Here is a 26526-nt window from a genome sequence, read left to right as displayed (position 1 = left end):
AATCACTCCGTAAGCTCTAAAAATATTTTTTCAAGACTTCCCCTGTCCTTGGCAGTAGCCTTGATTTCATCGAGACTTCCCTCGGCAATTAATTTTCCCTTGTTTATAATTGCAATTTCGTCGCACATTTTTTCTGCAACTTCCATGACATGAGTGGAAAAGAAAACTGTGCCGCCGCCATCAGCCACTTCTCTCATAATATTTTTTAGCCTAAAGGAACTTTTTGCGTCAAGACCAACCATGGGCTCATCTAAAATTAAAAGCCTTGGCTCGTGAATTAGGGCCCCTATTAAAACTATTTTTTGCTTCATGCCATGAGATAGGGTAGAAATTGTTGCGTCTAAATTTTCTGTCATCTCAAAAATTTCCGCGTATTTTTTTATATTTTCATTTCTCTTTTCTAAGCTCATGGAGAAGACATCTGCCATAAAGTTTAGATACTGCCTAGCAGTCATGGTATCGTAGATGTCGGGGTTGTCTGGCACATAGGCAAATTTTTTCTTTGATCCAATGGGGTCCTCTAGGGTGTCAATGCCGTCGATTTCAATTTTGCCACTGTCCTGCCTGAGCATGCCCACAATCATTTTAATAGTTGTAGTTTTGCCTGCGCCATTGGGTCCCAAGAAGCCATAGACTACTCCATTAGGCACATCTAAAGTTAGGTCATTTACAGCAATTTTTGTGGCAAAAGTTTTTCTCAAGTTTTCTATTTTTATCATGTTGCCTCCAGTTATGAAAATTTTTATAAAATCCATATCTAAAATCTTTTAAACTCTTTAAATTTAAAATTATCTTATAATAAAAAATTTTACCTGTCAATTCTATTTTGAAAAGAATCTAAATAGCAAGATTCTAAAAATTTTTTCAAGTTTGCTCTAGTATTGTTACAAAATTATTAAATTTGTTAAAATTTCGTAAATTGTTAAACATTTTCATTGACTTTGGGTATAATAGAACCAAGGAAAATGTTTTAATATTGATGAATGGAATTTATCATAAGGAGGAGAGTTTATGAATAATAAAAAATTACTTAGTTTAGCGCTTGCGGGAGTAATGATTACCGCAATGCCATTTAATGTATTTGCTGATGAGAATGAAGGTAAAGGTGATAGTGAACCAGTAGTAACAACAGAAACACCGGAAACAGAACCTACAATAGGTGCACCTACTGAAAAAACAGGAAACGAAGAAGAAAATACAGCAGACAATAAAGAGAAAGAGGAAACAATAGATCCGGCTGACACAGAAAAATCAAAAGATCCAACACCAGCAGATTCAGTAGTAGAAGAATTCACAGTAAGATTTGATTCAGATGGTGGAACTGAAGTAGCTGATAGTAAAGTCGCTAAAGGTACAAAGTTAAAAGAACCTAGTGTAAAAAGAGATAGATATACTTTTAAAGGTTGGTATGATGGAACAAATAAAGTAACATTCCCTTATGAAGTTAAAAGAGATATTACTTTAACAGCAAAATGGGAAGCTGATAAACCAGCTGTACCAGTAACTAAAGACCTTTCTATTTCTGAAAGATACTATGATAATGGAAGATTTTATGGTAAGGTAACTGCTGATGGTGTAGCAGTTGAAGATGCAACAGTTACACTTTACGATTATGATGGAGATAAGACAGGTAAGTCTACTACAACTGATGAAAATGGATATTTTGATATTTATGTAGGTTATGATTATCGATATTATGATGACGATTATTATTATGATGATGGATATCGTTATTACAGAGATGGAGATGAGTGGTATTATTACGATTCTAATGGCAAGAAACATTGGACAAGTTATAGACCATATAGATACAATAGATCCAGACGTTATAGATACTATGATGGATATCTAAAGGCTGAAAAGAGTGGATATAATTCAGCTAAATACACATTGGATTATTATGATGGATACTACAGAAATTACAGATATGATAGATTTGACAGATATTATAGAGATGACTATGACAAGAGAGTTTATCCAACTGATATTTCTAGAACTAGCTATTCAACAAAGGGATATTTGAAGGGATATAGAAATACAACAGTATATGTTTATGACGGCAACGATTATCTTGGAAGGGACACAACTGATAGTGATGGATATTTCAAAGTAACATGGGATAGTCCTTCTATTTCTACTTCAAGAAATTTAGAATACTATGTATATGGTAGTAAATACAGTACAAATAATGAATATTCAGGAGCACCTACTATTAACGCAGTTTCTGCTGGAGCAAAATTCGTAAGAGGTAATGCAGATGCGAATGCAAGTATAACTGTATATGATTCAAATGGAAATTCTCTTGGAAGCACAACTGCAGGCGACACTGGTATTTATAATGTTTCTTTAAGTAGAGCTCTAAGAGCTGGCGAAACTATTAAAGTTGAATCTAAGGAATCAGGAAAAGTTGCTAGAACTACTGAATACACTGTTGGGGGTGTAGCTGTGTCTACGGAAAAAGTTAATCAACCTGCATATATAGCAGGATTCCCTGATGGAACATTTAAACCAGGCAAAGAAGTTACTAGAGCTGAAGCTGTAAGAATGTTTGATAAACTTGTAAATAATGGTGCAGAACTCCCTAAGAACCCAACTACAAGCTTCAAGGATGCCAACAACGCTTGGTATTCTGATGAAATTAACTATGCAGTAGCTAAGGGATTCATCAAGGGATACTCTGATGGAACATTTAAACCAAACCAAGCTATCACAAGAGCTGAATTTGCTCAAATGATTTCTACCTTTGTTAAAAATGGTTATCCAGGAACTGGAAGCTTTAAGGATGTAAAGGGTCACTGGGCATCTGATGCAATAAGTGCACTTTACGGCAACAAGAACATCAAGGGATACTCTGATGGCACATTTAAACCTGATCAAAAACTTACTAGAGCTGAAGCTGTTACAATTTTGAACTCTGTATTTGGTAGAAATACTAAGTCAAATTCCTTCGCAAATGTAAGTGAAGCTGGACTAAGAAGATTTTCTGATGTATCTAAGAGCCACTGGGCATACTATGAAATCTTAGATGCTTCTAACGGACACAATGCAGCTAAGATTGAAGGCATGGACCAAGTAAGTATTTGGCAATAAGAGATGATCTTAACTTTATAAAAGTTAATATGTAATATGAATGAAGGCGGCAAGGAAACTTGTCGTCTTTATTTTATTTGTAGAAATTTTGGCTCTATAATATCTGTTGGGGAGTAAATCTCTAACAGATATTTTTATGTTACAAAGTGTGGCTCTTGGGAAGGGGAAGTTTTGAAAGATTTTTTTGAAGGATAAGGGGGAAGAATTAAAGACAGTAAATTAATTTAGACCGATAATAAAATTAAGGCCATAAAAAAATTAAAGCGATAAAAAAACTAAGACGAAAAAAAATTACAGACCATAAATAAATCTAAGACCCATAAAATTTTGCAAAGAAAAAAACCTGCCACAGTGACAGGTTTTCTTCTTTCTATTTAAGTGAGTGAAGATTATTAAAAATTTATGGCTACTTAAAATTTAAGCCCTTGCAAGCTCCCTTGCCCTTAGACACTTTAGGGAAATTAAAATTACTGCAAGGGTGATTAGGATGTGTCCAATGCCTGATACTGAAATCATGCCAATTCTCACAGGGTTTAGGGGAGAATATCCGTCTACCAAACCGTGAAGGAACATTGTAGTAAAGCTAAAATAAATTCCCAAGTTGTAGAGTCTAAATAATTTTTCCAACTTTTCATTTGAAATATCTAAATTTTTAAGGACAAGATAAAAAATTGCAGGAAGGGCAAAGCCAAGGACAATTAGGTGAGTGTGAACCAAAGCCATTTTTACTTCCACTGGATAAATTTTTCCAAGCTCACGATAAACTGCACCTGCTAATATGCCTGAGAACAAGTAGGCTACTGCAAATTCCATAATATCCCTTTTGACAAAATCTTTTTTTAGGTTCTTGTAAAGTTTAAGGACAATTAATACATACATGACAGTCTTTGGCATCATTAGTGCGCCAATGCTTGGATTAACTTTTTTAAACAAGACCACTGGCACATAGAATAAAAAGCTAAAGAAGACATAGATGTATAAATTTTTAAAGTCCTCTCTATTTTTATCTTTATATAGAAGAAAGATGTCAATTAGACCCATTAAGACAAAGGGGACATTTGAGATGAGGTCCATTTTCTCACTGTGGTTAAAGCTAATAAGAACACCTGCAAGTCTAAGGGCAAATAAAAGTATCATTGCCAAGTCAAGTCCCTTGTCCTGTGACTTTTTTGCCTTCTTGATGTAAAAATAAAATAATAGATAAAAAACTGACATAGTAATAGCTGAGACTCTCGTTCCTAAAAACAGTCCAAAGCTGTTTACTAGAAAGCCATTACTTTCTACATTTGCAATAATTCTAGGTATTAGGTGAAAGGAATCGCCAAGACCAAGAAGTAAAGTCATGGAACCTAAAATTCTGCTGTCCTTATCTTCTATTAAAAGCATTCTTATGCCGAGAAAAATTACTAGACTGAGATATAGCCCGTCGAAAAAAATTTCAAATTGATTCATTATTTATTCCCCCTAACAAGCAATTTATATATAGGTTACAAACTTCCAAAAACTTTTCCTTGTCGTAGTCCGAAGTGATGCTCTCCTTGATGAGTTCGTGAAAGACTGCCATAATGAAAGTCATTTTGTGGTAGAAGTCACTGGAGAACTGCTGACGCAAAAAGTTTTTGCCGTGGAGCATAAAAGAATTTTCAAAGATAAAAAATTTTGGTCTGTAAAGGGCCTTTAAATTCTTGTCGTAAAGTTCTGTGGCTAAAAAATCTCTATAAGCCTTTAAAGTTTTTTCCATGTCCTCCTCATTTTCCTTGTAGAGGTTAAAAAACTTGTGGTGAATTCCCCCCGTCTCTCTCTTAAGGACAGTGAAGTAAGAGTCCTCCAAGTCCTCAAAGTATTGGTAGAAGGAACCTCTTGCTATGCCAAGTTTTTTTACTATGCCAGAGACATTTATATCCTTCAAATCTTCTTCCTCAAAAAATTCCTTTAGGCTGTCATAAATTTTTTCTTTCTTATCCTTGTCTAAGTTTTCAAAAGTATTTTTTGCCATATTACCTCCAAAGTGACACTGTGTCATTTTCTTTATAATAAATCTTTTAAGGAGCCTTGTCAAATTTATTTTAAAAATATTTTTGAAAATAATTTAAAGGCAAAGAAATTTTAAAGTTATTACTGTAACTTTATAAAGAATTACAAGGCTATTTTAAAAGTATTTCTTTTGGGGTATAATTAAAACAGAAGATAATAGAAATTTGAACTTATTTATAGGAGGTAAAGATGAAAATATTAGTACCAATTGATGGATCAAAGTCTTCAAAAAAATCAATCGAAGTTGCAAGAGACATGGGAGAAAAATTAGGAGCAGATCTTTTAATTTTGACAGTTACTCCAGAAACTTCAATTTTTGAACAATATCCAGCAAACTTTAATTTTACTCTTGAAATAGACAAGGCTAATGTTGAAAGAGCAGAAATGATACTTAAGGACGCAGAAACAGATTTAAGCGGATATCCAAACAAGGTTGAAACTTTTTATACTTCAGGAAATCCTGGCGAACAAATCTGCAAATTTGCTGACGAAAAAGATGTAGACTTTATTGTAATGGGCAACAGAGGACTTGGTGCCTTCTCAAGAACACTTCTTGGCTCTGTTTCCAACAAGGTTATCAACCATTCAAAGAAATCTGTACTTGTAGTTAAGGCAGATATTTAATAAGGGGCGGGTCACCGCCTTTTTATTTTGTAAAAATTTTGTGATTTTTTGAGGCTTTATTGAGTTTTAAAGTAAATTTATTTTATCTTGTGTAAATTTTTATAAAAACCTTATCCTAATTTAAAATAAATTAAAAATTTGGCAGAGGATTTAATACTTTTAGTTAATTAAAAAGTAGAAATTCTTTATTAATTTTGCCTTTGTAGAAGAATTTTTTACTTTAATTTCAATTTCAAAGTTATGGCAAATTTATTTTTCTAGTGACTTTTTAAGCAAATAAAACCTTGAAAAACAAGTGCATAATGATATAATAGAAATAACGTATGTTAATTAAATAACATTCTTTATAATAATTGTTAGGGGGATTTTAAATGGATTTTAGAATGGACAAGGAACATCTATTGTTACAACAAATGTATCGCGCATTTGCTGAAACTGAAGTAGAACCTGTTGCCGCTGATGTTGATGCGACAGAAGAAGTTCCTATGGAAAATGTTAAAAAAATGGCCAGATATGGTTTCTTTGGAATACCATTTCCTAAAGAATACGGTGGACAAGGTGCAGACTATGTAGCTTACGCTATGGCAGTAGAAGAACTTTCTAAGAAATGTGCTACTACTGGTGTTATTGTTTCTGCTCACACTTCACTATGCTGTGCTCCAATTTATGAAAATGGAACAGAAGAACAAAAGAAAAAATATTTACCAGATCTACTAGCAGGTAGAAAAATCGGTGCTTTCGGTCTTACTGAACCAGGTGCTGGTACTGACGCAAGTGGTCAAAGAACAACTGCTGTACTTGATGGTGACGAATACGTACTTAACGGATCAAAAATATTTATTACAAACGCAGGATTTGCTGATGTATTTGTAATTATAGCAATGACTGATAGATCTAAGGGAAATCACGGAATTTCTGCTTTCATAGTTGAAAGAGGAACTCCAGGATTTACTGTTGGTGAACCAGAAGACAAGATGGGTATCAGAGGCTCTTCTACTTGTGAACTTATCTTTGAAGATTGTAGAATTCCTAAAGAAAATCTTCTTGGAAGAGAAGGTAAGGGCTTCAAACTTGCAATGAAGACTCTTGATGGTGGTAGAATTGGTATCGCATCTCAAGCTCTTGGTATTGCAGAAGGTGCAATTGACGAAACTGTTAAATACACTTCTGAAAGAAAACAATTTGGTAGAAGAATTTCTCAATTCCAAAACACCCAATTTGAACTTGCAGATATGAAAACTACTGCTGAAGCAGCTCAACTATTAGTTTACAGAGCAGCTGATGCAAAGGGTAATGGCGAAGCTTACGGACACTATGCAGCTATGGCTAAATTATTTGCAGCAGATGCAGCAAGTGATATTACTAGAAGATGTCTACAATTATTCGGTGGATACGGATACACTCGTGACTATCCAATTGAAAGAATGATGAGAGACGCTAAGATCACTGAAATTTACGAAGGTACATCTGAAGTAATGAAGATGGTTGTATCTGGCTGGATGGGCGTTAAATAATCGGAAGGAGTATTATAGATGAATATAGTAGTATGTATTAAACAAGTACCTGATACTAATGAAGTTAGACTTGACCCTGTTACTAACACTCTTATTAGAGATGGTGTGCCAAGTATTATAAACCCTGATGATAAATCAGGTCTTGAAGTAGCACTTAGACTTAAAGATGAAAATCCAGATATCCATGTAACAGTTTTATCAATGGGACCTCCACAAGCTGAAGCTGCTCTAAGAGAAGCTCTAGCAATGGGAGCAGACGATGCAATTCTAGTTTCTGACAGAGCATTTGGTGGAGCTGACACTTGGGCTACATCTTGTACAATCACTGCAGCTCTTGAACACTTAGATTTCGATCTAATTGTTTGTGGTAGACAAGCTATCGACGGTGATACTGCACAAGTTGGACCACAAATTGCTGAACACATTGGAGTTCCACAAGTTTCTTATGTTGAAGAACTTGAACTAGACAAAGACATGAAGGGTATAACTGTTAAGAGACAATTCGAAGACAGATACCACACAATTAATGCTAAATTCCCATGCTTAATCACTGCAATTGCAGAATTAGCAGAACCTAGATATATGACAATTGGTAAAGTTTTTGAAGCTTACCAAAAAGAAATCAAAGTTTGGGGTCTTGAAGATATTAAAGACAAACTTGATATGGCAAACATAGGACTTAAGGGATCACCTACAAAGGTTAAAAAATCTTTCCCTAAACAAGGTAAGGGCAAGGGCGTTCTTTTAACTGATCTTACTGCTGACGAAGCAGCTCAAGCTATCGTTGCTAAACTTCAAGAAAAGTATATTATCTAATTGGGGGTTTAAAAATGAGTAAAGATGTATTTGTATTTATAGAACAAAGAGACAATAAACTTGAAAAAGTTGGTATAGAACTTTTGGGAAAGGCAAGAGAACTTGCCGACGCTCTTGGACAAGATGTTGTTGCAATGTTGCTTGGCGAAAAAGTTAAGGACCACGCACAAACTCTTATTAGACACGGAGCTGACAAAGTTCTTGTAGTAGAAGATGAAATGCTTAAAGAATATGTTACTGAACCATATGCTAAGGCAATCACTCAAATTATAAAAGAAAAAGATCCTGAAATCGTAATTTACGGTGCATCATCAATAGGTCGTGACCTTGCTCCAAGACTAGCAGCAAGAATTCACACAGGACTTACTGCTGACTGTACAAAACTAGAAATAGATGAAGAATCTAAAAACCTTATGATGACAAGACCTGCTTTCGGTGGTAACCTAATGGCAACTATCCTTTGCGAAGACTTTAGACCACAAATGGCAACAGTTAGACCTGGAGTTATGCAAGCACTTGATTCTGACGATTCAAGAAAGGGCGAAGTTGAAGAAATTAAAGTTGACTTCACTGACGCTGACATGAATGTTAAGGTACTTGACATTGCTAAACAAGAATCTCACAAGAAAGATATCACAGAAGCTAAGATCTTAGTATCTGGTGGTCGTGGAATCGGTGGACCAGAAGGATTTAAACCTCTTCAAGAACTTGCTGACAAACTAGAAGCAGAAATTTCTGCATCAAGAGCATCAGTAGATTCAGGTTGGATAACTAAGGATCACCAAGTTGGACAAACTGGTAAGACAGTTAGACCAGAACTTTACTTCGCAATGGGTATCTCTGGAGCAATCCAACACGTTGCAGGTATGGAAGAATCTGACCTTATCATAGCTGTTAACAAAGACCCTGAAGCAGCAATTTTTGAAATTGCAGACCTTGGAGTTGTTGGTGACATCAACGCAGTTGTTCCAAAACTAATTGAAGCAATTGAAAGAGAACAAAAAATTAAAGCTGAAATTTAATTTTAATAAAATTTTATTTAAAGAGGTTACAAGATTGTAGCCTCTTTTTTCTTGGAAATTTTTATTTTTGCAGTTGATAAATTTTTATAGGGCAAGTTATAAAATAAAATTGGACACAAATAAATACAGGAGATATTGTAATGCAGCTTGCCAGAGAAGGCTTGGCATTGAATGCGTGGAAAAATCAATTGCAAGGACTGAGCTTTATAATACAGATGAAGTTTTCTTCTCAGGAACTGCCATGGAAGTTGCACCAGTAGGTGAAGTTGACGACATAAAAGTTGCCGATGGAAGGCCAGGCGAGCTCACAATGAAGTTAAAAGAACTTTTCCATGACTTGACTCATGGCAAGAATGAAAAGTACAAGGACTCACTTAGACCAGTTTATGGCAAATAATTTTTAATTTAATAGAAGTTATAAATTTTTATAAAAAGTATAAGGTCGGCAGGAAAAATCCTGTCGATTTTTTGTTGTCAAAAATTTTAGGGAAATATAAATTAAAAATAGATGAAGTTAAAAGATTTTTAAAATAAAAATTTTTTTGTTTATTTTTTGGCAAGATTCTGCATAAAAAACCAAAGTTTCAAGCTAGATTGATAAAAATTTTATTGTATTGCTTTATTTTTTGAGTTAAACAAGACAAATCATATTAAGCTAATATTAAATATTTGTAAATTGGTGAAAATTTGCTTGAAAAATAATACGCTTTGTGTTTAAATAGGGGAACTAAAAGGTATACATTGTTATATATCAGGTTAATGATACCGTTTAATAATACCGTAATTTAAATCCGAGAAGTTTAAATTTAAATTAATCTCGGATTTTTTGACGACTTAAAACAAGACTGGCATTAAATTAAAAATCTTATGCCTTAAGTGTAGAAGTTAATATTTTATTTTAAAGGAGTAGAAAAAGATGAACCCAATTAAGAATGGTAAAGAGGTTTTTGCCGTACTTTCTATGGCGACAGTGATGTCAATATCAATGTCTGTAAAAGTAGATGCGGCATCAGAAATTGACGCGGCTGCAGAATCAGCAGCTACGGCAGTTGTCCAAAGTGAAAACAAAAACCATGCAAGTAGTTTTAAAGAAGTAGTTGCAAATTCAGAAGAAAGTTCTGAAAAAAAGGAAGAAATTTCTGCTATTGATTCAAAAGAATCTAGCACAGGAGAAAATGTTGCTGTAGTGGAATCGGCTAATTCTCCTGAAGTATCAGGGGATAAGAAAAGTGAATCACTTCCTTCTCAAAATCCTAGTACAGAAAGCGAAAATGTTGAAGGAGCTAATGCTTCAGACCCTAGTGAAGCTACAGAAGAAGCTTCAGCTGTAGATGAAAAAGCGTCTACAGAAAAAATAGCTAGTGAAGCAAATGCTGAAGATGAAAAGGCAAGTGAAAATTTAGAGACATCAGAAGAAAAAGTTGAAGCACCTCTTAGAGATGGGCAAGAAGCCACTGAGCCGAACTATGCCGAAGATGAAAAGAAGATCCAAAACTATAGCGAAGAGGAACGCTATCGTTCTACCGAGATGGAACAGGGCAATGGCACAAGTTATTCCACGGTAGACACACCTAGCATGGATTTCAAAGATGGATTCAGATATGATACCTTAGAACCATCTGCAACAAGCGAAGATAAGACCCAATGGGGTCTCGAGATGGAATTCGACAAGGAAAAGGGTCAAAGAACCTACACTGACTTTGGATTTACCAACTCTGGGAACCAAGCGGGTGTCCTTGATCCCGGAAATATTTCTGCCAATGAGGTAGGAGATAAGCTTTCGGAAAAGGGAAACTTCAATGATCCTACTTATAAAGCAAAAGCAGAAGTCGAGATTACTGGCTCTAGAGTTCAAAGGAACGAAAATCTTTATTCAACGAAAGAGGATCTAGAGCATATCAACAGTGTCAATACCAAAGATCCTACCATTATAGCTTGGGAAGGAAAGTATAAAAAAGACAATGCTAACGGTCTCAAAGCCACTCAAGGGCCCAATTCCAGTTTTACCTTCTCGGTAAACCCATGGCCAAATGAAAACGACAAGCTTGACTTAATTAAGCTTAACGGCAGTCATGACCAAAAGGAATTTGTCCAAGGTCAAACCATTACGACCAATGTAATAGTAGACAATTTAGATGACAGCGCCAGAGAAAGATTAGTCGGCCAAGTCTACCATCCTCTTACAGGAGAAGTTGTTCCGGGAGCTAAGGCTTATATAAATGATGAAGGCAAAGTAGTCGTTGAAATGCCTGATGGAACAATCAATGCAGATGGTTCTATTAACGAAAATTCCATCTTCTACAAGGATGCCAAATATAAGGGCATCCAAAACCTGGAAGTTAAATTCTTTGCTCGTCCAAGAACGGCAGGTGAATTTAAAGCCATTGTTGAGAACAATGGTGGCTATGGCTATTACACAGAAACAGGTGCCGGCACAAAGAAGATTAACCACGATGGTAAAGAAGTTGAAGTTGATCTCCAAGGCATTGACCGTTACGACCACTACAATCTAATCGGCGGCTTTAAACTAAACCTCGACGACACACGTTATTACGACCAATCTTTTATAGATGGAAATAATGAAGATACTTCAAAAAACACATCATCAGGGGTTAAGCCTGGCGAACCTTTTGAAGTAAAAATCTATGAACCAAAAGATAGCCTTAGCCCTTATATAAAATCTGGAGATGATATGAACCAAGCCAAGAAAAATGGGGAAGCTTTCGGCGAAGTAATCTTAGATTTTGTCAACAAGGCAAATGAAGGTAAGGAAGATAAGGACCAATGGAAGGTAACTCTAACTGACGGAGATATTGGCAGATTTTCCATCACACCACCAAAATCTGCTAAAGCAGGAGACTTTGTGGCAGTACCTGTGGAATACACTTACACAAATGGATCAAAAGATACACATTGGTTCCACTTTGTAGTTCAAGAATCTGATAACTATAGACCAGAATACCATGCAAAAATCGGCTTTAAGGGAGATAAATTAACAAGCACTCCGGATCCTATTCCAGAAGATACAAAGAAAAACAAACCTTTATCCTACGAAATAGTCCCAGGCACATATAAGGACAGCGCAGGTCATGTTTGGGATAATATTACTGTAGACAAAGAAACAGGCGTTGTAACTGCAGTTGTACCAGAAGGCGCAGATATCAAAGGTGGAGAAAATCTTTTTGTTGATGTAAAAGTTAATTATGAAGACGAATTTGGAGTTAAAAAAGAAGAAACTGTCAAAGCTCAATTTATCGCCCGTCCTAAATACAAAGCAGAAGTAGCAAAGGAATATGAAACTAAGATTCCTTATAAAACAAATGTAGTCTATGATTATACTTTGGAAGCAGGAAAGGTTATTGAAAGACCAGGCACTGAAGGAAAACAAAAATTAACTTTCAAACAAGTTGTCATCAATGGCGAAAAGGGAATTATTGATGAGAATGGAATTTTCCAAAAGGACAAGGAAGCTGTAACTACTGAGACAATCACATCAGCCGTTGATGGCGAAGTTAGAATTGGTACAAAACCTGCTACAACTGAAGTTGCAATTCCAAGAGGTCTAGAATATGAGCTTGACTACACAAGAAAAGATGGCGAACCAGAAGTAGTAGAAGAAGGAAACGATGGTCTTGTAACTATCACGACAACTAGAGACCCTAACACAGGTGAAATCAAGGTAACTAAAGCAACAACTAAAGAAGCTAAAAACAAGAAGATCAAAATCCCTGCAGGAACAGAAGGAAAAGTTGTCGACACAGACGAGATTCCATTTGGCTATACAGTTGAATTTGACCCAGACTTCTATAAAAACTATCCAGACGCAAAAGACAACTACAAGATTGTAAAAGATGGAGTAGCTGGTACAAATAAAAAGACTTGGACAATTGAAAACTCTAAAATTGTCGGAGACTATAAACTTGAAAAAACTGATCCTATCAATGCAGTAATCAGGGTAGGACAAAAAGATTACACTGGTTCAGTTAAAAATACAGTTACAAAAGATGTACCATTCACTGTAAAAATTGTTGAAAATCCAGACCTTGCAGCAGGCACAACAAATGTTAAGCAAGAAGGTAAGGTTGGATCTAGAACTTACGAATACAGCGGAGAAATTGTAAACGGTCAGCTAAAAGAGGGTGCAAACTTCACTGAAAAAGAGCTTACTGATAAGTATGTAGAACCAATTGAACATATTATTGAAATTGGTACAAAACCAGTTGAAAATTCTAAAGATGTTGAAAATGAAGTTGGCGTAGATGTTGAATGGGTTTTTGATGAAAATAAAGGTTTGGGTACTATTGAAGTTTCTGACCTAACTCCAGGAAAGGTAATTACAAGAACTAAAAACAAATACAATCCTGCAACGGGTCAAATTGAAACAATCCAAGAGACAGTTGTAGTGAAAGGTAAGAGAAAAGTTATTGTAGGTATGCAGAATTACAACGGCGAATTTGAAGAGGTAAAAAATAACATCATACCATTTGAAACAGAAATAGTCTTTGATAACACTCTTAAAGCTGGAGAAAAAGTAATTGATCAAGCAGGAGAAAATGGCCAAACAGTGACTAAAACAAAGAGACATATCGAAAATGGAAAAGTTGTAAGTAGTGATGAGCCAGTTGTAGAAAAAACAAAAGATGTTAAAAATCAAGTTATTAGAGTCGGTACAATGACTGAAGGGCCTCACTCCCATACAGAAGTTCTACCATTTGAAACTAAGGTTGAAGTAAATCCAGACCTTAAAAAAGGCGAATGGAGATACAAGACTGTTGACGGAGTTGAACAAAAAGGAAAGCTGGGCTCTAGGAAAACTGAATGGACGATAGTAAATTCAAAAGTTCAAGATGAAAAGAAGGTTACTGAAGAAAAACCTGTCGATGCTATTATCGAAGTAGGCTCAGCAGATTTTTCAGGCGAAGTAAAACACAAAGAAACTTTCGAAATACCATTTGAAGTTGAAGTTAGATACAATAATGAACTTCCAGCTGGCACAAACAATGAAATACAAAAAGGTGTTAAGGGTTCTTATGATATAGAATACAAACAAGACTTTAAGAATGGAGAAGTTGTTGGTGAAATGACAAAGACTGAATCCAACAGAAAAGATTCTGTAAAACACATTATTGAAATTGGAACAAAAGTCGAAACACCAGAAAACAACTATTCTAAAGATGTTGAAGTAAAAATCGAATATGTTTACGATAATACCAAAAACAAGGGAGTAGTTGAAACTGGTACACTTACCCCAGGTAAGGTAGAAACAAGAGTCATTGACAAGTACAACCCAGAAACTGGTAAAGTTGAACAAACAACTGAAGAAGTCGTAACTAATGCAGTACAAAAAGTAATTGTAGGCACTAAGGACTTCACAGGAACTTATGAATACAAGAAAACTTGCCCTCTTCCTTATGAAGTTGAAGTTAGAGAAGATCCGACTCTTTCTAAAGGCGAAAAGAAAATAGAACAACAAGGTGTGGCAGGGTCTAAGACTACAAGTTATGAACAAGCTATTAAAAATGGTCAATCAGACGGCGAAGCTAAACAAATCGGTGAACCAATAATTGTAGAAGCAACTAAACACATTGTCCTAGTAGGCACAAAACCACTTGAAGGAAAAAGGGAAACTCCTGTCGAAAAAGCAATTCCTTACGAAACAAAAGTAATCTATGATGATAAGCTTGAAGCAGGTACTAGAGTTGTAGACAACGAAGGTAAAGACGGCAAGGAAATAGTAACAACAACTATAACTACTAAAGATGGTGATATAACAGTTGATTCAGCGGGAAAAGTTATCGAAGAAAAAGAAGATAGAGTTGTAAGAGTTGGTATCAAGCCAGTTGTTAAGGAAGAAAATATTCCACAAGAAACAACATACAATCACAATCCTGAGCTAAAAGCAGGAACAGTTAACAAGATTTCTGAGGGAACTCCAGGTAAGGTAACTATTACAACCTCCTTCAACAAGGAAACAGGAAAGCTTGAAACTAAGGTTGAAAGAATTGAACCAACTAATGCAGTTTATGAATATGGTTCTCTAACTGAAGGAAGCTTTAAAGTAGAATCTGAAATACCATATAAGGTTCAAGTCATTGAAGACAATACTTTAGATGCAGGAACTTATGTTGTTGAAAAAGAAGGTGCAACTGGTAAGAAAGAAACTACAGTTAAGGTTAAAAACAGCAAAGAAGAATCAAGAGAAGATAAAGTAATCACTGTAGCTGTAGATAAGATTATCAGAGTTGGCACAAAACCTACGGAAAATATGTGCCCAGATCCAGGAAATCCAACAGATCCGACAAAACCAAATAATCCAGGCAATTCAGGTGGAGAAACTCCTGACAAACCAAACACTACAGGCACACCAGATAATCATGACATAAGTCCTAACAAACCAGTTGATCCTGAAAAACCAGTTGAGCCAAATAAGCCAGTTGAACCTGGAAAGGTTACTGAAGGAAAAACTCCAGAAGAAAAAACTCCAGAAGGAAAGAATCCTGAGGACAAAAACTTTGAAGGGGAAAATAAAATTTCTGATTCTGAAAAATCTGAAGAAGTAAATAAAACTGAAAATGCAGAAAAGTCTCAAGACCAAAAGAAAATCTCAATCCAAGAAAATTCTCAAGCAGATAAAGTAATGTCAAGTGAAGCTGCAAAGGCACAAGCTAAAAATGATGACAGAGCTCCTAAGACAGCAGACGCTGGACTAGTTGCTGAGACTGCATCAGCAGGACTTGCATCAGGTCTATTACTTCTACTTGGAAGATTCAAGAAAAGGGAAAAGGAAGAAGAAAACAAAAAAATAAATAAGTAAAATTATTTGAATAAGAGCTGCCAAGGGGCGGCTTTTATTTTTTTAAAAATTTTGAACAAAATAGGCTTAAACTTATTATTTATTGAAAAAGTCTAGCTTTAAATGGTATCATATAGAAGGTGATAATATGAAAAAAGCAATACTCGCTGTGACTTTGGGAAGTCTTTTGATTCTTTCTGCTTGCGGCGACAAAAATGTAAATAAAAATGCAAATGTAAGTGAAAATAAAAATGCCATTGAGGCAGAGCAAAAGCCGGTTGCAAAAGAAATCTCAAGAGATGGTGAAAAGAGCGAAATTGAATTTTACGACACTTTTGACACAGTGGTTCACATTGCAATTTATACTGATGACGAAAGTTTTGCCAGTGAAAATTTGACTTATGCCAAGGAAAGGTTTGAAGACCTGCACAAACTTTTTGACAACTACAGAAACTATGATGGCTATGTAAATGTCAAGTCAATTAATGATGAGGCTGGAGTAAAGCCTGTTGTTGTGGATGATACTTTATTTAAGCTAATAAAGGATTCTGTGGATTACAATAAAAATATTTCACACAAGACAAATATTGCCCTTGGTCCTGTTACAAAGCTTTGGAATGAGTACAGAGAACTTTATGAATCTGGAAAAACTGAGGAAGAAGTTATTGCCCTAAAGGGTCAGGCTCTACCAAGTGATGAAGAATTAGAAAAGCTCCGTCCTTTTACAAATATTGAAAATGTAAAATTAGATGAAGGGAAAAAATCTGTTGAAATAGATAGGGGCATGGAGCTTGATTTGGGTGCAACTGCCAAGGGTTTTGCAACAGAACTTGTAGCTAGAGAGCTTGAAGAAAGAGGAGTTAAATCCTCAGTAATTTCTGCTGGCGGCAATGTTAGAATTATTGGAAAGCCAGTAGATGGTCGTGACAATTTTAAAATTGGCATTCAAAATCCCGATCTTGAAAGTCAGGATCCAATTCTTGCTGCAGTAAATGTTGCTAACACATCTATAGTTACAAGTGGCGACTACCAAAGGTACTTCGACCTTGACGGCGTGAGGTACTGCCACATAATCGACCCAGATACCTTAAAGCCTTCTGAAAATGTAAAGTCTATCACAATTATTAAAGAGGATTCAGGCCTTTGTGACTTTTTATCTACTGCTGCCTTTAATTCCACTGACGATGAGATAAATGCCCTTGCAGATAAAACTGATTCTGCAATTATTTGGGTTGACAAGGACATGAAGATAAAACTATCAGGAAAAGCCCAAAATTTCTTGGATAAATAGGAGTGCAAATGAGAAATAATACTAGAGGATTAATTTTTCACATCTTAATAGTTTTTATAACCTTTGCCATTTCAGCTCTCATAAATTTAAGTACCAACATGAGAAATTTGGTCTATGGAAATATTTTTTTCAAAATTATTTTAGTTGCAGTCATAATAGTCCTCTACTATAACTTTGGAAAAATGCTCTCAAAGAGAAATGCAAGGAGCCTTGATTTTTTTGCAGGCAATTTAATTTTTTTAATTGGCTTAATTTTATTTGCCCTTGGATTTTTGGGTTTGGGTAAAGAATTTTTTACTGGCTCAGTTGGTGGATCCTATTGGAAGTTTCCCATGGAATTCTTTTTGATGCCAGAGGTTTATGCAATTAAGGTTCTGGGCGTAAATTACAATGCCCTAAGTCTTTTTGTTGCTACACTTATTCCTGGATTTATTTATGGCATTAGCATAAAAATTTCTAGGGCAAAGATCATGAAGAGAAATAGAGCGAGAATTAGAATTAGAAAAAAATAGGAGGATTTGTGAAAGATATACTTTATAAATACGACAGCCAGGAGCTTTATGAGCATACTGTTAAAAGATTACAGGATTTTGGAGTTGAGTTAATTGAAATTGCAAAGCTCGTTCAAGAGCTTCAAGGCGAATACATCAAAGATCTTGATATAGATAGATGCCTAGAAAGTGTTGAAAGCGTAATAAAAAAGAGGGAGTCAATTCACGCCATCTTGACAGGCCTTGCCCTTGACGACTTGGCAAATGAAGGCAAGCTCCCTGAGCCAATTCAATCAATTATCCATGACGACGAAGGTCTCTATGGCATTGACGAGATTTTAACTCTCGGCATTGTAAATATGTATGGCACAATTGGACTTACCAACTTTGGCTATCTGGACAAGAAAAAAATTGGCATAATAAAAGAACTTGATGAAAAGAAAAAAGTTGAGAGGGTAACTACTTTTGCAGACGACTTGGTGGCAGCAATTGCCGCAGCAGCATCTGCAAGAATAGCCCATCAAAATAGATAATAAAATTTAATAAAATTATAAAATTCGGAAGGTCTTATTGTGGTAATCAATGAGGCCTTCTTTTTTTAGTTTTGAAAGCTCACGAGAAAGTGAAGACCTGTTTAAATTTAAGTATTGTGCTAACTCTGTAATGTTGAAGTCAAGGGTAAAATATTTTGAGCCTTTTTTTCTTGCTTCATTGGACAAGTAGTACAAAATTTTTGTGCGGGCTGTGGGAAGGGTGAGAAGGTTTAATTTGTCGCGCATAAATAAATTTTTGCCAGCAAGGATTTTTATAAGGTTGTCCTTAACTTTTTCCTTTGACTTTAAATTTTTGCCAAGAAAAGAATTGTAGTCGAAGAAAATTATTTCTGCGTCACCACTTGCAACTACAGATAGGGGAATTTCCTTCACTCCACTTATTAAGACGGATTCAGCAAAAAGTGCTGGCGCAGTTAATTTTGAGAGAATAGTTTTGTTGCCAAAGTCATCGTCAACTTCAAGCTCAACTTGCCCACTTAATAAAATTCCAAAATTTTTTATGTCGTCGCCAACATTAAAGATAGTGGTCTTGTTTTTATAAACTTTTATGTCAGATAAAAAGTTTTTCACTTCTTCAAGCTCTAAGTCATTTAAATTGTTAAATAATTTTAAGTTTTTTAGCGTCTTTGAAAGTTCCATATAACACCTCACCTATATTATAACATTATTAATAATAATATTATAAAAAACTATAATGATGATTGAAGAAGTAAATTTTAAATGTTAAACTATCAGTATAGAGTGAAGAGGAGGACATATGAAAGTTACTATTTGCATGGGTGCGAGATGCACTCTTATGGGAGCTAACGCTATTTACGACGCAGTAGAGTACTTACAAGATCATTTGTGCGGACCAGAATCCGAACTTTGTTCTGCAGAAAATTTGGAAATTGAATTTGCACACTGCTTAAATTATTGCAAAATTCACAACAACGAAGCATCGCCAGTTGTAATTGTAGACGACGAAATTATGCTAAAGGCTACTGCTCAAGAAGTAAGCGCGAAAATTATTGATAAATTAAGGATATAAGGGGAAAAGATGAAAGAAACTTATGGAACACTTGTCGACATAAGAAGAAAAGTTTTTGCTGAAGTTGCAAGAATTGCCTATAATGATTTAGATATTTCTGCCCTTGAGGAGTCCAGCTACAAGATTGTGCCTGGCGAAGTGGCGAGATATAGAAGTGATATCTTTAGAGAGAGGGCAGTTGTCGACGAAAGACTTAGACTAGCCATGGGGCTAGATGTTAGAGAGATTGGCGTATTTAAAAATGTAACTGACGGATTTGATAAGGTAGACATAGACACCAATGCCTATGAAAAACCACTGATAAATGTAATAAAATTTGGCTGCGAAGCTTGTCCAACTAAGGCTTATTATACAACGGACAATTGCAGAAAGTGCCTTGCCCATCCATGTATAAATGTATGCCCAGTAAATGCCATTTCCATGGGCAAAGACAGGACTATAATTGACAAGGACAAGTGCGTAAGATGTGGCAGATGTCACGATGCCTGTCCATATTCAGCAATTGTAAAATACGAAAGACCATGTGCTGCTGCTTGTGGCGTCAATGCCATTGGATCAGATGAGTATGGCAGAGCAGACATTGACCACGACAAGTGTGTTGCTTGCGGAAGATGTATTGCAGAATGTCCTTTTGGAGCAATATCAGACAAGACACAAATTTTCCAACTAATAAAGGCAATAAAGTCTGGCAAAAAAGTTTATGGAGCCATTGCACCTTCCTACATAGGACAATTTGGTGCCAACACAAGTGCAAAACAAATTATAGAAGCGATAAAACAACTTGGCTTTGAAGATGTGCTTGAAGTTGCTCTTGGAGCAGACCTTACAACTCTTCACGAAGCAAAGGAATACCTTGAGAGAGTGCCCGAAGACATACCATTCATGGGCACAAGCTGTTGTTTCTCTTGGACTCTCATGATCAGAAATGAGTTCCCAGAATTTTTCGAACAAGTTTCTGACTCAGGCTCTCCAATGAGATACACTGCAAATCACATAAAGGAAAAGGACCCGGATGCAGTTGTTGTATTTATTGGACCTTGTACTTCTAAAAAACTAGAAGCTATTGACACAAAGGTAAAATCTGATGTTGACTTTGTAATAACCTTTGAAGAATTAATGGGCATGTTTGTAGCCAAAGACATTGAACCATCAGAAATAAAAGTAGAAGAAGATGTAGAAGACGGCTCTGCCCTTGGTAGAGGTTATCCAATTGCAGGTGGCGTTGCTGAATCTGTAAAAATTGTGGCAGAAAAAATGAATCCAGACAAGGACATCCACATTCAAGGAGCACATACTCTTTCAGAATGTATGAAGATGTTAAAAATTGCAAAGGCAGGTAAGCTTGACGGATATCTACTTGAAGGTATGGCTTGTCCTGGCGGCTGTATAGCAGGCGTAGGAACTATTGCATCTGTAAATAGAGTCAAGAAGCAAATAGAAAAATTCAAGAAGGAATCAATTTATCCTACTCCACTTGAAAATGTAAATATAGAAAAAGAAAGAGAAAGCATATAAAAATCACTGACGAAAAAAAGTGAAAATAATATAAAAAAATTTCCCATAAATATTGACAAAAAAGGCTATCTAGTCTAAAATATAGGTCATGTTTAAAAAGCCCCGGAATAATTTTTAAACTATTTAGGAGGAAAATTCATTGAAAAGCTACATGGCTAAAGCAAATGAAGTTGAAAGAAAATGGTATGTAATAGATGCTGAAGGCAAAGTCCTTGGTAGATTAGCATCTGAAATTGCAAGTGTTTTAAGAGGAAAGAGAAAACCTATCTTTACACCACATGTGGACTGTGGAGATTTTGTCATCGTTATTAACGCAGACAAAGTTGTATTGACAGGCGATAAACTAAACCAAAAAATTCACGCATATCACACTGGATATCCAGGCGGAAGAAAAGAAGTTGTCTATGCTGAAATGATGGCGAAGAGACCAGAAAAAGTTATTGAATTAGCTGTTAAGGGTATGCTTCCAAAATCAAGACTAGGCAGACAAATGATTAAGAAACTAAAGGTTTATGCAGGACCAGAACATCCACACGCTGCACAATCACCTGAAGTATATGAATTTTAATTGGAGGTAAGAATGGATACAATACAATACAGAGGTACTGGAAGAAGAAAAAAATCCATCGCTCAAGTTAGACTTCTACCTGGCAATGGAAAATTTACAGTTAACGGAAAAGATATCGAAGAATACTTTGATTATGAAACTCTAAGAACAGTTGCAAAGGAACCGCTAGAACTTACTGATACAGAAGCATCCTTTGATGTAATCGTAAAAGTAGTTGGTGGCGGATACTCAGGACAAGCTGGCGCTGTTAGACACGGCGTTGCAAGAGCACTTCTTGAAGTTGATCCTGAATACAGATCAGTTCTTAAAAAAGCAGGTTTCTTAACAAGAGATCCGAGAATGAAGGAAAGAAAGAAATACGGTCTTAAAAAAGCAAGAAGATCTCCACAATTCTCAAAAAGATAATTATATATTATTTTTACAAGAGCCTTGGCAACAGGGCTCTATTATTTTGCCTAAAAAAGTTTGCGAAGCAAATTGCTGGTAGGTCAGCTGCAATTCTTAATAGGAGAAAGACCGTAGCGAACTTCGATTCGTAGCAAATGTCTGCTCTTGACCTAAAAAAGTTTGTGGAGAAATTCGCGGTAAGTCAGTGGCAACCATCTTCCAAAGAGAAGAAGGAGAGGGAACTTTGATTTTTAGCAGTTGTCTGCCCTTGACCTAAAAATTAATCAATTGACAAAAAGTTAAACAATGTTTATACTAACCTTAGGTGATATTATGAATATAACTATAAAAAAATGGGGAAATTCGCAAGGAATTATCCTACCTAAGTTAGTTTTAGATTCTCTTGGATTCGGCATAGATGATAATTTGGACCTAGAAATTCAAAATAATAAAATTGTTTTGTCTAAAGTTCGAGAAAATTTTGATGATTTTTCTGATTTAATTCTTGAAGATTTAATAAAGGAAGGCTATGAGGGCGACGAACTTTTAAGGGAATTTAAAAGAATAAAAAATAATTTTCCTGAAGCCAGAAAAAATCTTCGCAAAGATTTATTAGAAGAATATGAGTCTGGAGAAATGCTAGACTACGAGGAATTTTTCAATGACTAAGCTTTTACTTTCAAAATCCAGTCAAAAATTCATAAAAAAATTAAAGGACAAGAATTTAAAAAATAAAATTAAAGAGGGCTAGACAAAATAAAAGATGATTACACTGTAGGGCAAAGAAAAATAGGCGACTTAAAAAATTTTTGGTCTTTGGATATTTTTTACAACAAGACTAATTATGAGATTTGCTATGAACTTATAGAAGATGATGGTCTCATAATAATTGTTGTAATGATTGGTACGAGAGAAAATTTTTATAAAGAATTAAAAAGATATATTAAAGATTGATTTTAAAATTAAATAATGGAAACTTTAGGGACTCGCAGAGGTCTCTTTTGCTTGACCTAACCCAATTTGCGAAGCAAATTGCTGGTAGGTCAGCTGCAATTTTTAATAGGAGAAAGACCGTAGCGAACTTCGATTCGTAGCAAATGTCTGCTCTTGCCTAACTTAGTGTACGAAGAAATTAATGGTAGGTCAAGCAGGTCTGCCATTGACCTAAATCGACATGTAAAGCAAGCTATTGTAAGTTAAATAAAAATTTTATAATAATATAAGCTTAATCTTAGAGACTCATTTTTGGGTCTTTTTTTTCTTACTTCTACACTTTACTTCATATTTGATGTATAATATGTAAAACTAAAAGGGAGGAAAACATGAAAAAGTTTAAGAGAATTTTAGTAGCAAATCGTGGTGAGATTGCAATTAGAATATTTAGAGCAGCTAGAGAAATGGGGATTCGCTCTGTTGCAATTTATTCTGAAGAAGATAGACTTGCCCTTTTTAGGACTAAGGCAGACGAGTCCTACTTAATTGGCAAGGGGAAATCGCCTCTTGATGCCTATCTTGATATTGACGAAATAATTAGTCTTGCCAAGAAAAAGGGCGTTGATGCAATTCATCCAGGCTATGGATTTTTGTCTGAAAATCCAGAATTTGCAAGAAAGTGTGAAGAAGAGGGAATAACTTTTATTGGTCCCAAGTCTGAAGTCATGGAAAAGCTTGGCGACAAAATAACTTCAAAAATCGTTGCAAAAGAAGCAGGAGTTGCCACTATTCCTGGAATTGAAAAGCCGATTAAAAATGAAGAAGAGGCTCTCTTATTTGCAAAATCTTGCGGCTATCCTGTAATGATAAAAGCTGCTGCTGGTGGTGGCGGTAGAGGAATGAGAATTGCTGAAGGCGAAGATGAACTTTTAGAAAAATTTGAATCTGCAAAAAATGAAGCAAAAAAAGCCTTTGGCGATGATTCAATGTTCATTGAAAAATATCTTCACAAGCCAAAACATATTGAAGTGCAAATTTTAGGCGACGAGTATGGAAACATCGTCCATCTTTACGAAAGGGACTGCTCAATTCAAAGGCGTCACCAAAAGGTAATTGAATACACTCCAGCCTTCTCTCTTCCAAAGGAACTCAGGGAAGAAATTTGCCAAGATGCTCTAAAGATTGCCAGGTCCATTGGCTATTCTAATGCAGGCACTGTGGAATTTTTAGTTGATTCCAAGGGCGACCACTTCTTTATAGAAGTAAATCCTAGAGTGCAAGTGGAACACACTGTAACAGAAATGTGCACAGACATTGACATTGTGCAGTCACAAATTTTAATTGCCATGGGCTACAAGCTTGACAGTGATGAAATCGGCATCAAGAGTCAAGATTCCATTGAACACAGAGGTTTTTCTATTCAATGTCGTGTGACAACTGAAGATCCTCTAAATAATTTTATGCCTGACACTGGTCAAATTAATTTATATAGGTCATCTTCAGGCTTTGGTGTAAGGCTTGACGGTGGCAACGGCTTTACTGGTGCTGTCATCTCTCCTTATTACGACTCACTTCTTGTCAAGGTCATCACCGAAGCAAGGACTTGGAAGGACACAATTAGAAAGGCAAAGAGGTCTTTATCTGAACTTAAGGTAGGCGGAGTAAAAACTAATATTGGATTTTTGTTAAATGTTTTAAATACAAAAGAATTTCAAGAGGGAACTTGCGACACTGGCTTTATAGAAGAACATCCAGAATTATTTGAAATAAAATCATCTAAGGACAAAGAGTTAAGGCTAATGAAAATTATTGGCGAAAAAGTTGTCAACGACTCTAAGGCTTTGGAAAAGAATTTTGATGTGCCACAGGTGCCAGACTTTGAAAGGAAAAGTTTTGAAGGCTACAAGCAAATTTTTGACAAGCTTGGTGGAGAAGGCTTAAAGAAACATATTTTGGAAGAGAAAAAACTTCTCTTGACAGATACAACTATGCGTGACGCTCACCAATCTCTCATGGCTACAAGAATGAGAACTATTGACCTTGTAAAGATTGCTGAAGCTTTAAACTACAACATGGATAAGTTGTTCTCTGTGGAAATGTGGGGCGGCGCAACTTTTGATGTTGCCTACAGATTTTTGCACGAAGATCCCTGGGAAAGATTAAAAATTTTGCGTGAAAAAATGCCAAATATGCTTTTGCAAATGTTAATTCGCGGCAACAACACTGTTGGCTACAAAAATTATCCCGACAATGTTGTTGTAAAATTCATAAAAGAATCTTCAAAAAATGGAATTGATTTGTTTAGGGTTTTTGACTCCCTAAACTGGCTACCAGGCATGCAACTTTCCATTGACGAGGTTCTTAAAAATGACAAGATTGCAGAGGCAACTATGTGCTACACTGGCGACATCTTAGACGAATACAGGGACAAGTATTCTATAAAATATTATGTAGACTTTGCCAAGGAACTTGAAAAGACTGGTGCCCACATCATTGGCATAAAGGATATGTCTGGACTACTAAAGCCTTATGCAGCCAAGAAATTAATTAAAAACTTGAAGGAAGAAATTGGCCTACCAATTCACCTTCACACTCACGACACTACAGGTAACGGCGTTGCAACAATTTTGCAAGCCGAAGAAGCTGGCGTTGACATTGTTGATACAGCAGTAAACTCTATGAGTGGACTAACTTCACAGCCTGCCCTAAATTCTGTTGTGGCTGCCCTTAAAAATACTGACAGGGACACAGAAATTGATCTCGATAAGGCTGAAGACATTTCAAAATATTGGGCAGCAGTAAGACCTGTCTATGCAAACTTTGAATCTGATTTAAAATCTGGAACTACAGAAATTTATAAGTATGAAATTCCTGGTGGACAATATTCAAACTTAAAGCCACAAGTAGAATCCTTTGGACTTGGACACAAGTTTAAGGATGTAAAGGAAATGTATAAGCGCGTCAACGAAATGGTTGGCGACATAGTTAAGGTTACTCCTTCCTCAAAAATGGTAGGCGACTTTGCAATTTTCATGGTGCAAAATGAACTTACTCCAGAAAATATTTTAGATAAGGGCAAAAATCTTGACTATCCAGATTCTGTAATGACTTACTTTAGGGGCATGATGGGTCAACCTTACGGCGGCTTCCCAAAAGATTTGCAAGATATGATTTTAAAGGGAGAAAAGCCTATTACAAAAAGACCTGGCCAGCTTCTTCCTGATGAAGACTTTGATGCAATAAAAAAACATTTGGAAGACAAGGGCATAGAGCCAAGTGAAGAGGACTTAATTTCTTCTGCCCTTTATCCAAAGGTCTTTGACGACTACATCGACTATATAAAAGAAAATGGAGAAGTTACAAGAATTGGCTCTGATGTATTTTTCCACGGACTAATGGAAGGGGAATCCACAGAAATTTCCATTGAAGAGGGAAAAACTTTAATCGTCACATTAATTGAAGTTGGAAAACTTTTGGAAAATGGCACAAGGAATTTAACTTTCGAAATAAATGGCTCAAGAAGAACTATTAACATCAAGGACGAAACTGTTAAGAGCGGAGAAATTTCTAGTGAGGAAAAAATTTATGCAGATCCAAAAAATGAAAGGGAAGTTGGCTCTTCTATTCCAGGAAAGATCGTAAAGGTCCTTGTAAGTGAAGGTGAAAAAGTCAAAAAGGGCGACAAATTATTTATAGCTGAGGCCATGAAGATGGAGACAAATATTGTGGCAAACATTGACGGAAAAGTTAAGGATATCTTTGTAAGAGAAGGCGACATGGTGGAAAGTGGCGAGCTACTTTTGTCCTTTGAATAAAAACTTTCATCTTGGGTAAAATTTTTGTGAATAGATTTTATTTTAAAGT

At 35.7% G+C, this 26526-nt stretch carries 21 protein-coding genes; 17 read left to right on the top strand and 4 right to left on the bottom strand.

From position 1 onward, the window contains the following. Positions 1-2: 2 nt before the first annotated feature. Positions 3-719 (bottom strand): ABC transporter ATP-binding protein, encoded by a 717-nt coding sequence (locus HGPG_RS07370; protein WP_019125422.1) that lies wholly within the window; start codon positions 717-719, stop codon positions 3-5. A 292-nt stretch (positions 720-1011) separates the two neighbouring features. Here HGPG_RS07370 and HGPG_RS07365 point away from each other — a divergent pair, with 292 nt between their 5' ends. Further along, positions 1012-3090: an S-layer homology domain-containing protein gene (locus tag HGPG_RS07365; RefSeq protein WP_019125421.1), complete on the top strand. Its 2079-nt coding sequence runs from the start codon at positions 1012-1014 to the stop codon at positions 3088-3090. Positions 3091-3507: 417 nt separating this feature from the next. Here HGPG_RS07365 and HGPG_RS07360 read toward each other — a convergent pair whose 3' ends face one another. Then, a complete protein-coding gene (locus HGPG_RS07360; RefSeq protein WP_019125420.1) occupies positions 3508-4542 on the bottom strand; it encodes a DUF2871 family protein in 1035 nt (344 codons plus the stop codon). Beyond that, positions 4529-5086, bottom strand: coding sequence for a TetR/AcrR family transcriptional regulator (locus tag HGPG_RS07355; protein ID WP_019125419.1), 558 nt, complete (start codon positions 5084-5086; stop codon positions 4529-4531). Before HGPG_RS07355 ends, HGPG_RS07360 begins: the two co-directional genes overlap by 14 nt. Positions 5087-5313: 227 nt before the next feature. On the opposite strand from HGPG_RS07355, the gene HGPG_RS07350 reads away from it, so the two are divergent. The 9 genes from HGPG_RS07350 to HGPG_RS07310 all read left to right on the top strand — a co-directional run bounded on the left by HGPG_RS07350 (position 5314) and on the right by HGPG_RS07310 (position 18208). Then, a complete protein-coding gene (locus HGPG_RS07350) occupies positions 5314-5748 on the top strand; it encodes a universal stress protein (protein WP_019125418.1) in 435 nt (144 codons plus the stop codon). A gap of 371 nt (positions 5749-6119) precedes the next feature. Continuing rightward, the gene (locus tag HGPG_RS07345; protein ID WP_019125417.1) at positions 6120-7262 is read left to right on the top strand and encodes an acyl-CoA dehydrogenase; all 1143 of its coding nucleotides are present in this window, start codon (positions 6120-6122) and stop codon (positions 7260-7262) included. 18 nt (positions 7263-7280) lie between these two features. Next, positions 7281-8078 carry an electron transfer flavoprotein subunit beta/FixA family protein gene (locus HGPG_RS07340; RefSeq protein ID WP_019125416.1) on the top strand — a complete coding sequence of 266 codons (798 nt, stop codon included), beginning with the start codon at positions 7281-7283 and terminating at the stop codon, positions 8076-8078. A 14-nt stretch (positions 8079-8092) separates the two neighbouring features. Further along, the gene (locus HGPG_RS07335; protein WP_019125415.1) at positions 8093-9100 is read left to right on the top strand and encodes an electron transfer flavoprotein subunit alpha/FixB family protein; all 1008 of its coding nucleotides are present in this window, start codon (positions 8093-8095) and stop codon (positions 9098-9100) included. Positions 9101-9209: 109 nt separating this feature from the next. After that, complete coding sequence (locus tag HGPG_RS07330; protein WP_218915213.1) at positions 9210-9497, top strand: aminotransferase class IV; 288 nt, start codon at positions 9210-9212, stop codon at positions 9495-9497. Positions 9498-10016: 519 nt separating this feature from the next. Further along, positions 10017-15914: a G5 domain-containing protein gene (locus HGPG_RS07325; protein WP_019125414.1), complete on the top strand. Its 5898-nt coding sequence runs from the start codon at positions 10017-10019 to the stop codon at positions 15912-15914. Positions 15915-16041: 127 nt separating this feature from the next. Next, on the top strand, positions 16042-17184 hold the full coding sequence (locus HGPG_RS07320; protein ID WP_019125413.1) for an FAD:protein FMN transferase: 1143 nt from the start codon (positions 16042-16044) through the stop codon (positions 17182-17184). 8 nt (positions 17185-17192) lie between these two features. Then, on the top strand, positions 17193-17696 hold the full coding sequence (locus HGPG_RS07315; RefSeq protein ID WP_019125412.1) for a hypothetical protein: 504 nt from the start codon (positions 17193-17195) through the stop codon (positions 17694-17696). Positions 17697-17704: 8 nt separating this feature from the next. Beyond that, a complete protein-coding gene (locus tag HGPG_RS07310) occupies positions 17705-18208 on the top strand; it encodes a phosphatidylglycerophosphatase A family protein (RefSeq protein ID WP_019125411.1) in 504 nt (167 codons plus the stop codon). 15 nt (positions 18209-18223) lie between these two features. Here the strand turns inward: HGPG_RS07310 and HGPG_RS07305 are convergent, their stop codons facing one another. Next, positions 18224-18868, bottom strand: a complete 645-nt coding sequence (locus HGPG_RS07305; RefSeq protein ID WP_019125410.1) for a Crp/Fnr family transcriptional regulator — start codon at positions 18866-18868, stop codon at positions 18224-18226. Between the two features lie 118 nt (positions 18869-18986). On the opposite strand from HGPG_RS07305, the gene HGPG_RS07300 reads away from it, so the two are divergent. The 7 genes from HGPG_RS07300 to HGPG_RS07270 all read left to right on the top strand — a co-directional run bounded on the left by HGPG_RS07300 (position 18987) and on the right by HGPG_RS07270 (position 26477). Beyond that, complete coding sequence (locus tag HGPG_RS07300; RefSeq protein WP_019108415.1) at positions 18987-19259, top strand: NAD(P)H-dependent oxidoreductase subunit E; 273 nt, start codon at positions 18987-18989, stop codon at positions 19257-19259. Between the two features lie 9 nt (positions 19260-19268). After that, a complete protein-coding gene (locus HGPG_RS07295) occupies positions 19269-20774 on the top strand; it encodes a 4Fe-4S dicluster domain-containing protein (RefSeq protein ID WP_019125409.1) in 1506 nt (501 codons plus the stop codon). Positions 20775-20913: 139 nt separating this feature from the next. Further along, complete coding sequence (gene rplM / locus HGPG_RS07290) at positions 20914-21342, top strand: 50S ribosomal protein L13 (protein WP_019125408.1); 429 nt, start codon at positions 20914-20916, stop codon at positions 21340-21342. A gap of 12 nt (positions 21343-21354) precedes the next feature. After that, positions 21355-21747, top strand: a complete 393-nt coding sequence (gene rpsI, locus HGPG_RS07285) for a 30S ribosomal protein S9 (protein WP_019108418.1) — start codon at positions 21355-21357, stop codon at positions 21745-21747. A gap of 315 nt (positions 21748-22062) precedes the next feature. Beyond that, positions 22063-22398 (top strand): AbrB/MazE/SpoVT family DNA-binding domain-containing protein, encoded by a 336-nt coding sequence (locus tag HGPG_RS07280; RefSeq protein ID WP_019125406.1) that lies wholly within the window; start codon positions 22063-22065, stop codon positions 22396-22398. 87 nt (positions 22399-22485) lie between these two features. Then, a complete protein-coding gene (locus HGPG_RS07275) occupies positions 22486-22683 on the top strand; it encodes a type II toxin-antitoxin system RelE/ParE family toxin (RefSeq protein WP_218915216.1) in 198 nt (65 codons plus the stop codon). Between the two features lie 368 nt (positions 22684-23051). Continuing rightward, a complete protein-coding gene (locus HGPG_RS07270; RefSeq protein ID WP_019125403.1) occupies positions 23052-26477 on the top strand; it encodes a pyruvate carboxylase in 3426 nt (1141 codons plus the stop codon). Positions 26478-26526: the final 49 nt, after the last annotated feature.

The sequence above is a fragment of the Peptoniphilus grossensis ph5 genome (assembly GCF_000311825.1).
GTDB classification, from domain to species: domain Bacteria; phylum Bacillota; class Clostridia; order Tissierellales; family Peptoniphilaceae; genus Peptoniphilus_A; species Peptoniphilus_A hominis.
The sequence above is the reverse complement of the archived record's forward strand: the minus strand, read 5'-3'. Positions and strand labels throughout refer to the sequence as shown.

What these genes read in the sequence shown, in the direction of transcription:
- HGPG_RS07315 (WP_019125412.1), top strand. Translation starts at nt 17,193, where the DNA reads ATGAGAAATAATACTAGAGGATTAATTTTTCACATCTTAATAGTTTTT.
- HGPG_RS07280 (WP_019125406.1), top strand. Translation starts at nt 22,063, where the DNA reads ATGAATATAACTATAAAAAAATGGGGAAATTCGCAAGGAATTATCCTA.
- HGPG_RS07345 (WP_019125417.1), top strand. Translation starts at nt 6,120, where the DNA reads ATGGATTTTAGAATGGACAAGGAACATCTATTGTTACAACAAATGTAT.
- HGPG_RS07325 (WP_019125414.1), top strand. Translation starts at nt 10,017, where the DNA reads ATGAACCCAATTAAGAATGGTAAAGAGGTTTTTGCCGTACTTTCTATG.
- HGPG_RS07305 (WP_019125410.1), bottom strand. Translation starts at nt 18,868, where the DNA reads ATGGAACTTTCAAAGACGCTAAAAAACTTAAAATTATTTAACAATTTA.
- HGPG_RS07370 (WP_019125422.1), bottom strand. Translation starts at nt 719, where the DNA reads ATGATAAAAATAGAAAACTTGAGAAAAACTTTTGCCACAAAAATTGCT.
- HGPG_RS07360 (WP_019125420.1), bottom strand. Translation starts at nt 4,542, where the DNA reads ATGAATCAATTTGAAATTTTTTTCGACGGGCTATATCTCAGTCTAGTA.
- rpsI (WP_019108418.1), top strand. Translation starts at nt 21,355, where the DNA reads ATGGATACAATACAATACAGAGGTACTGGAAGAAGAAAAAAATCCATC.
- HGPG_RS07365 (WP_019125421.1), top strand. Translation starts at nt 1,012, where the DNA reads ATGAATAATAAAAAATTACTTAGTTTAGCGCTTGCGGGAGTAATGATT.
- HGPG_RS07320 (WP_019125413.1), top strand. Translation starts at nt 16,042, where the DNA reads ATGAAAAAAGCAATACTCGCTGTGACTTTGGGAAGTCTTTTGATTCTT.
- HGPG_RS07350 (WP_019125418.1), top strand. Translation starts at nt 5,314, where the DNA reads ATGAAAATATTAGTACCAATTGATGGATCAAAGTCTTCAAAAAAATCA.
- HGPG_RS07340 (WP_019125416.1), top strand. Translation starts at nt 7,281, where the DNA reads ATGAATATAGTAGTATGTATTAAACAAGTACCTGATACTAATGAAGTT.
- HGPG_RS07295 (WP_019125409.1), top strand. Translation starts at nt 19,269, where the DNA reads ATGAAAGAAACTTATGGAACACTTGTCGACATAAGAAGAAAAGTTTTT.
- HGPG_RS07335 (WP_019125415.1), top strand. Translation starts at nt 8,093, where the DNA reads ATGAGTAAAGATGTATTTGTATTTATAGAACAAAGAGACAATAAACTT.
- HGPG_RS07270 (WP_019125403.1), top strand. Translation starts at nt 23,052, where the DNA reads ATGAAAAAGTTTAAGAGAATTTTAGTAGCAAATCGTGGTGAGATTGCA.
- HGPG_RS07300 (WP_019108415.1), top strand. Translation starts at nt 18,987, where the DNA reads ATGAAAGTTACTATTTGCATGGGTGCGAGATGCACTCTTATGGGAGCT.
- HGPG_RS07355 (WP_019125419.1), bottom strand. Translation starts at nt 5,086, where the DNA reads ATGGCAAAAAATACTTTTGAAAACTTAGACAAGGATAAGAAAGAAAAA.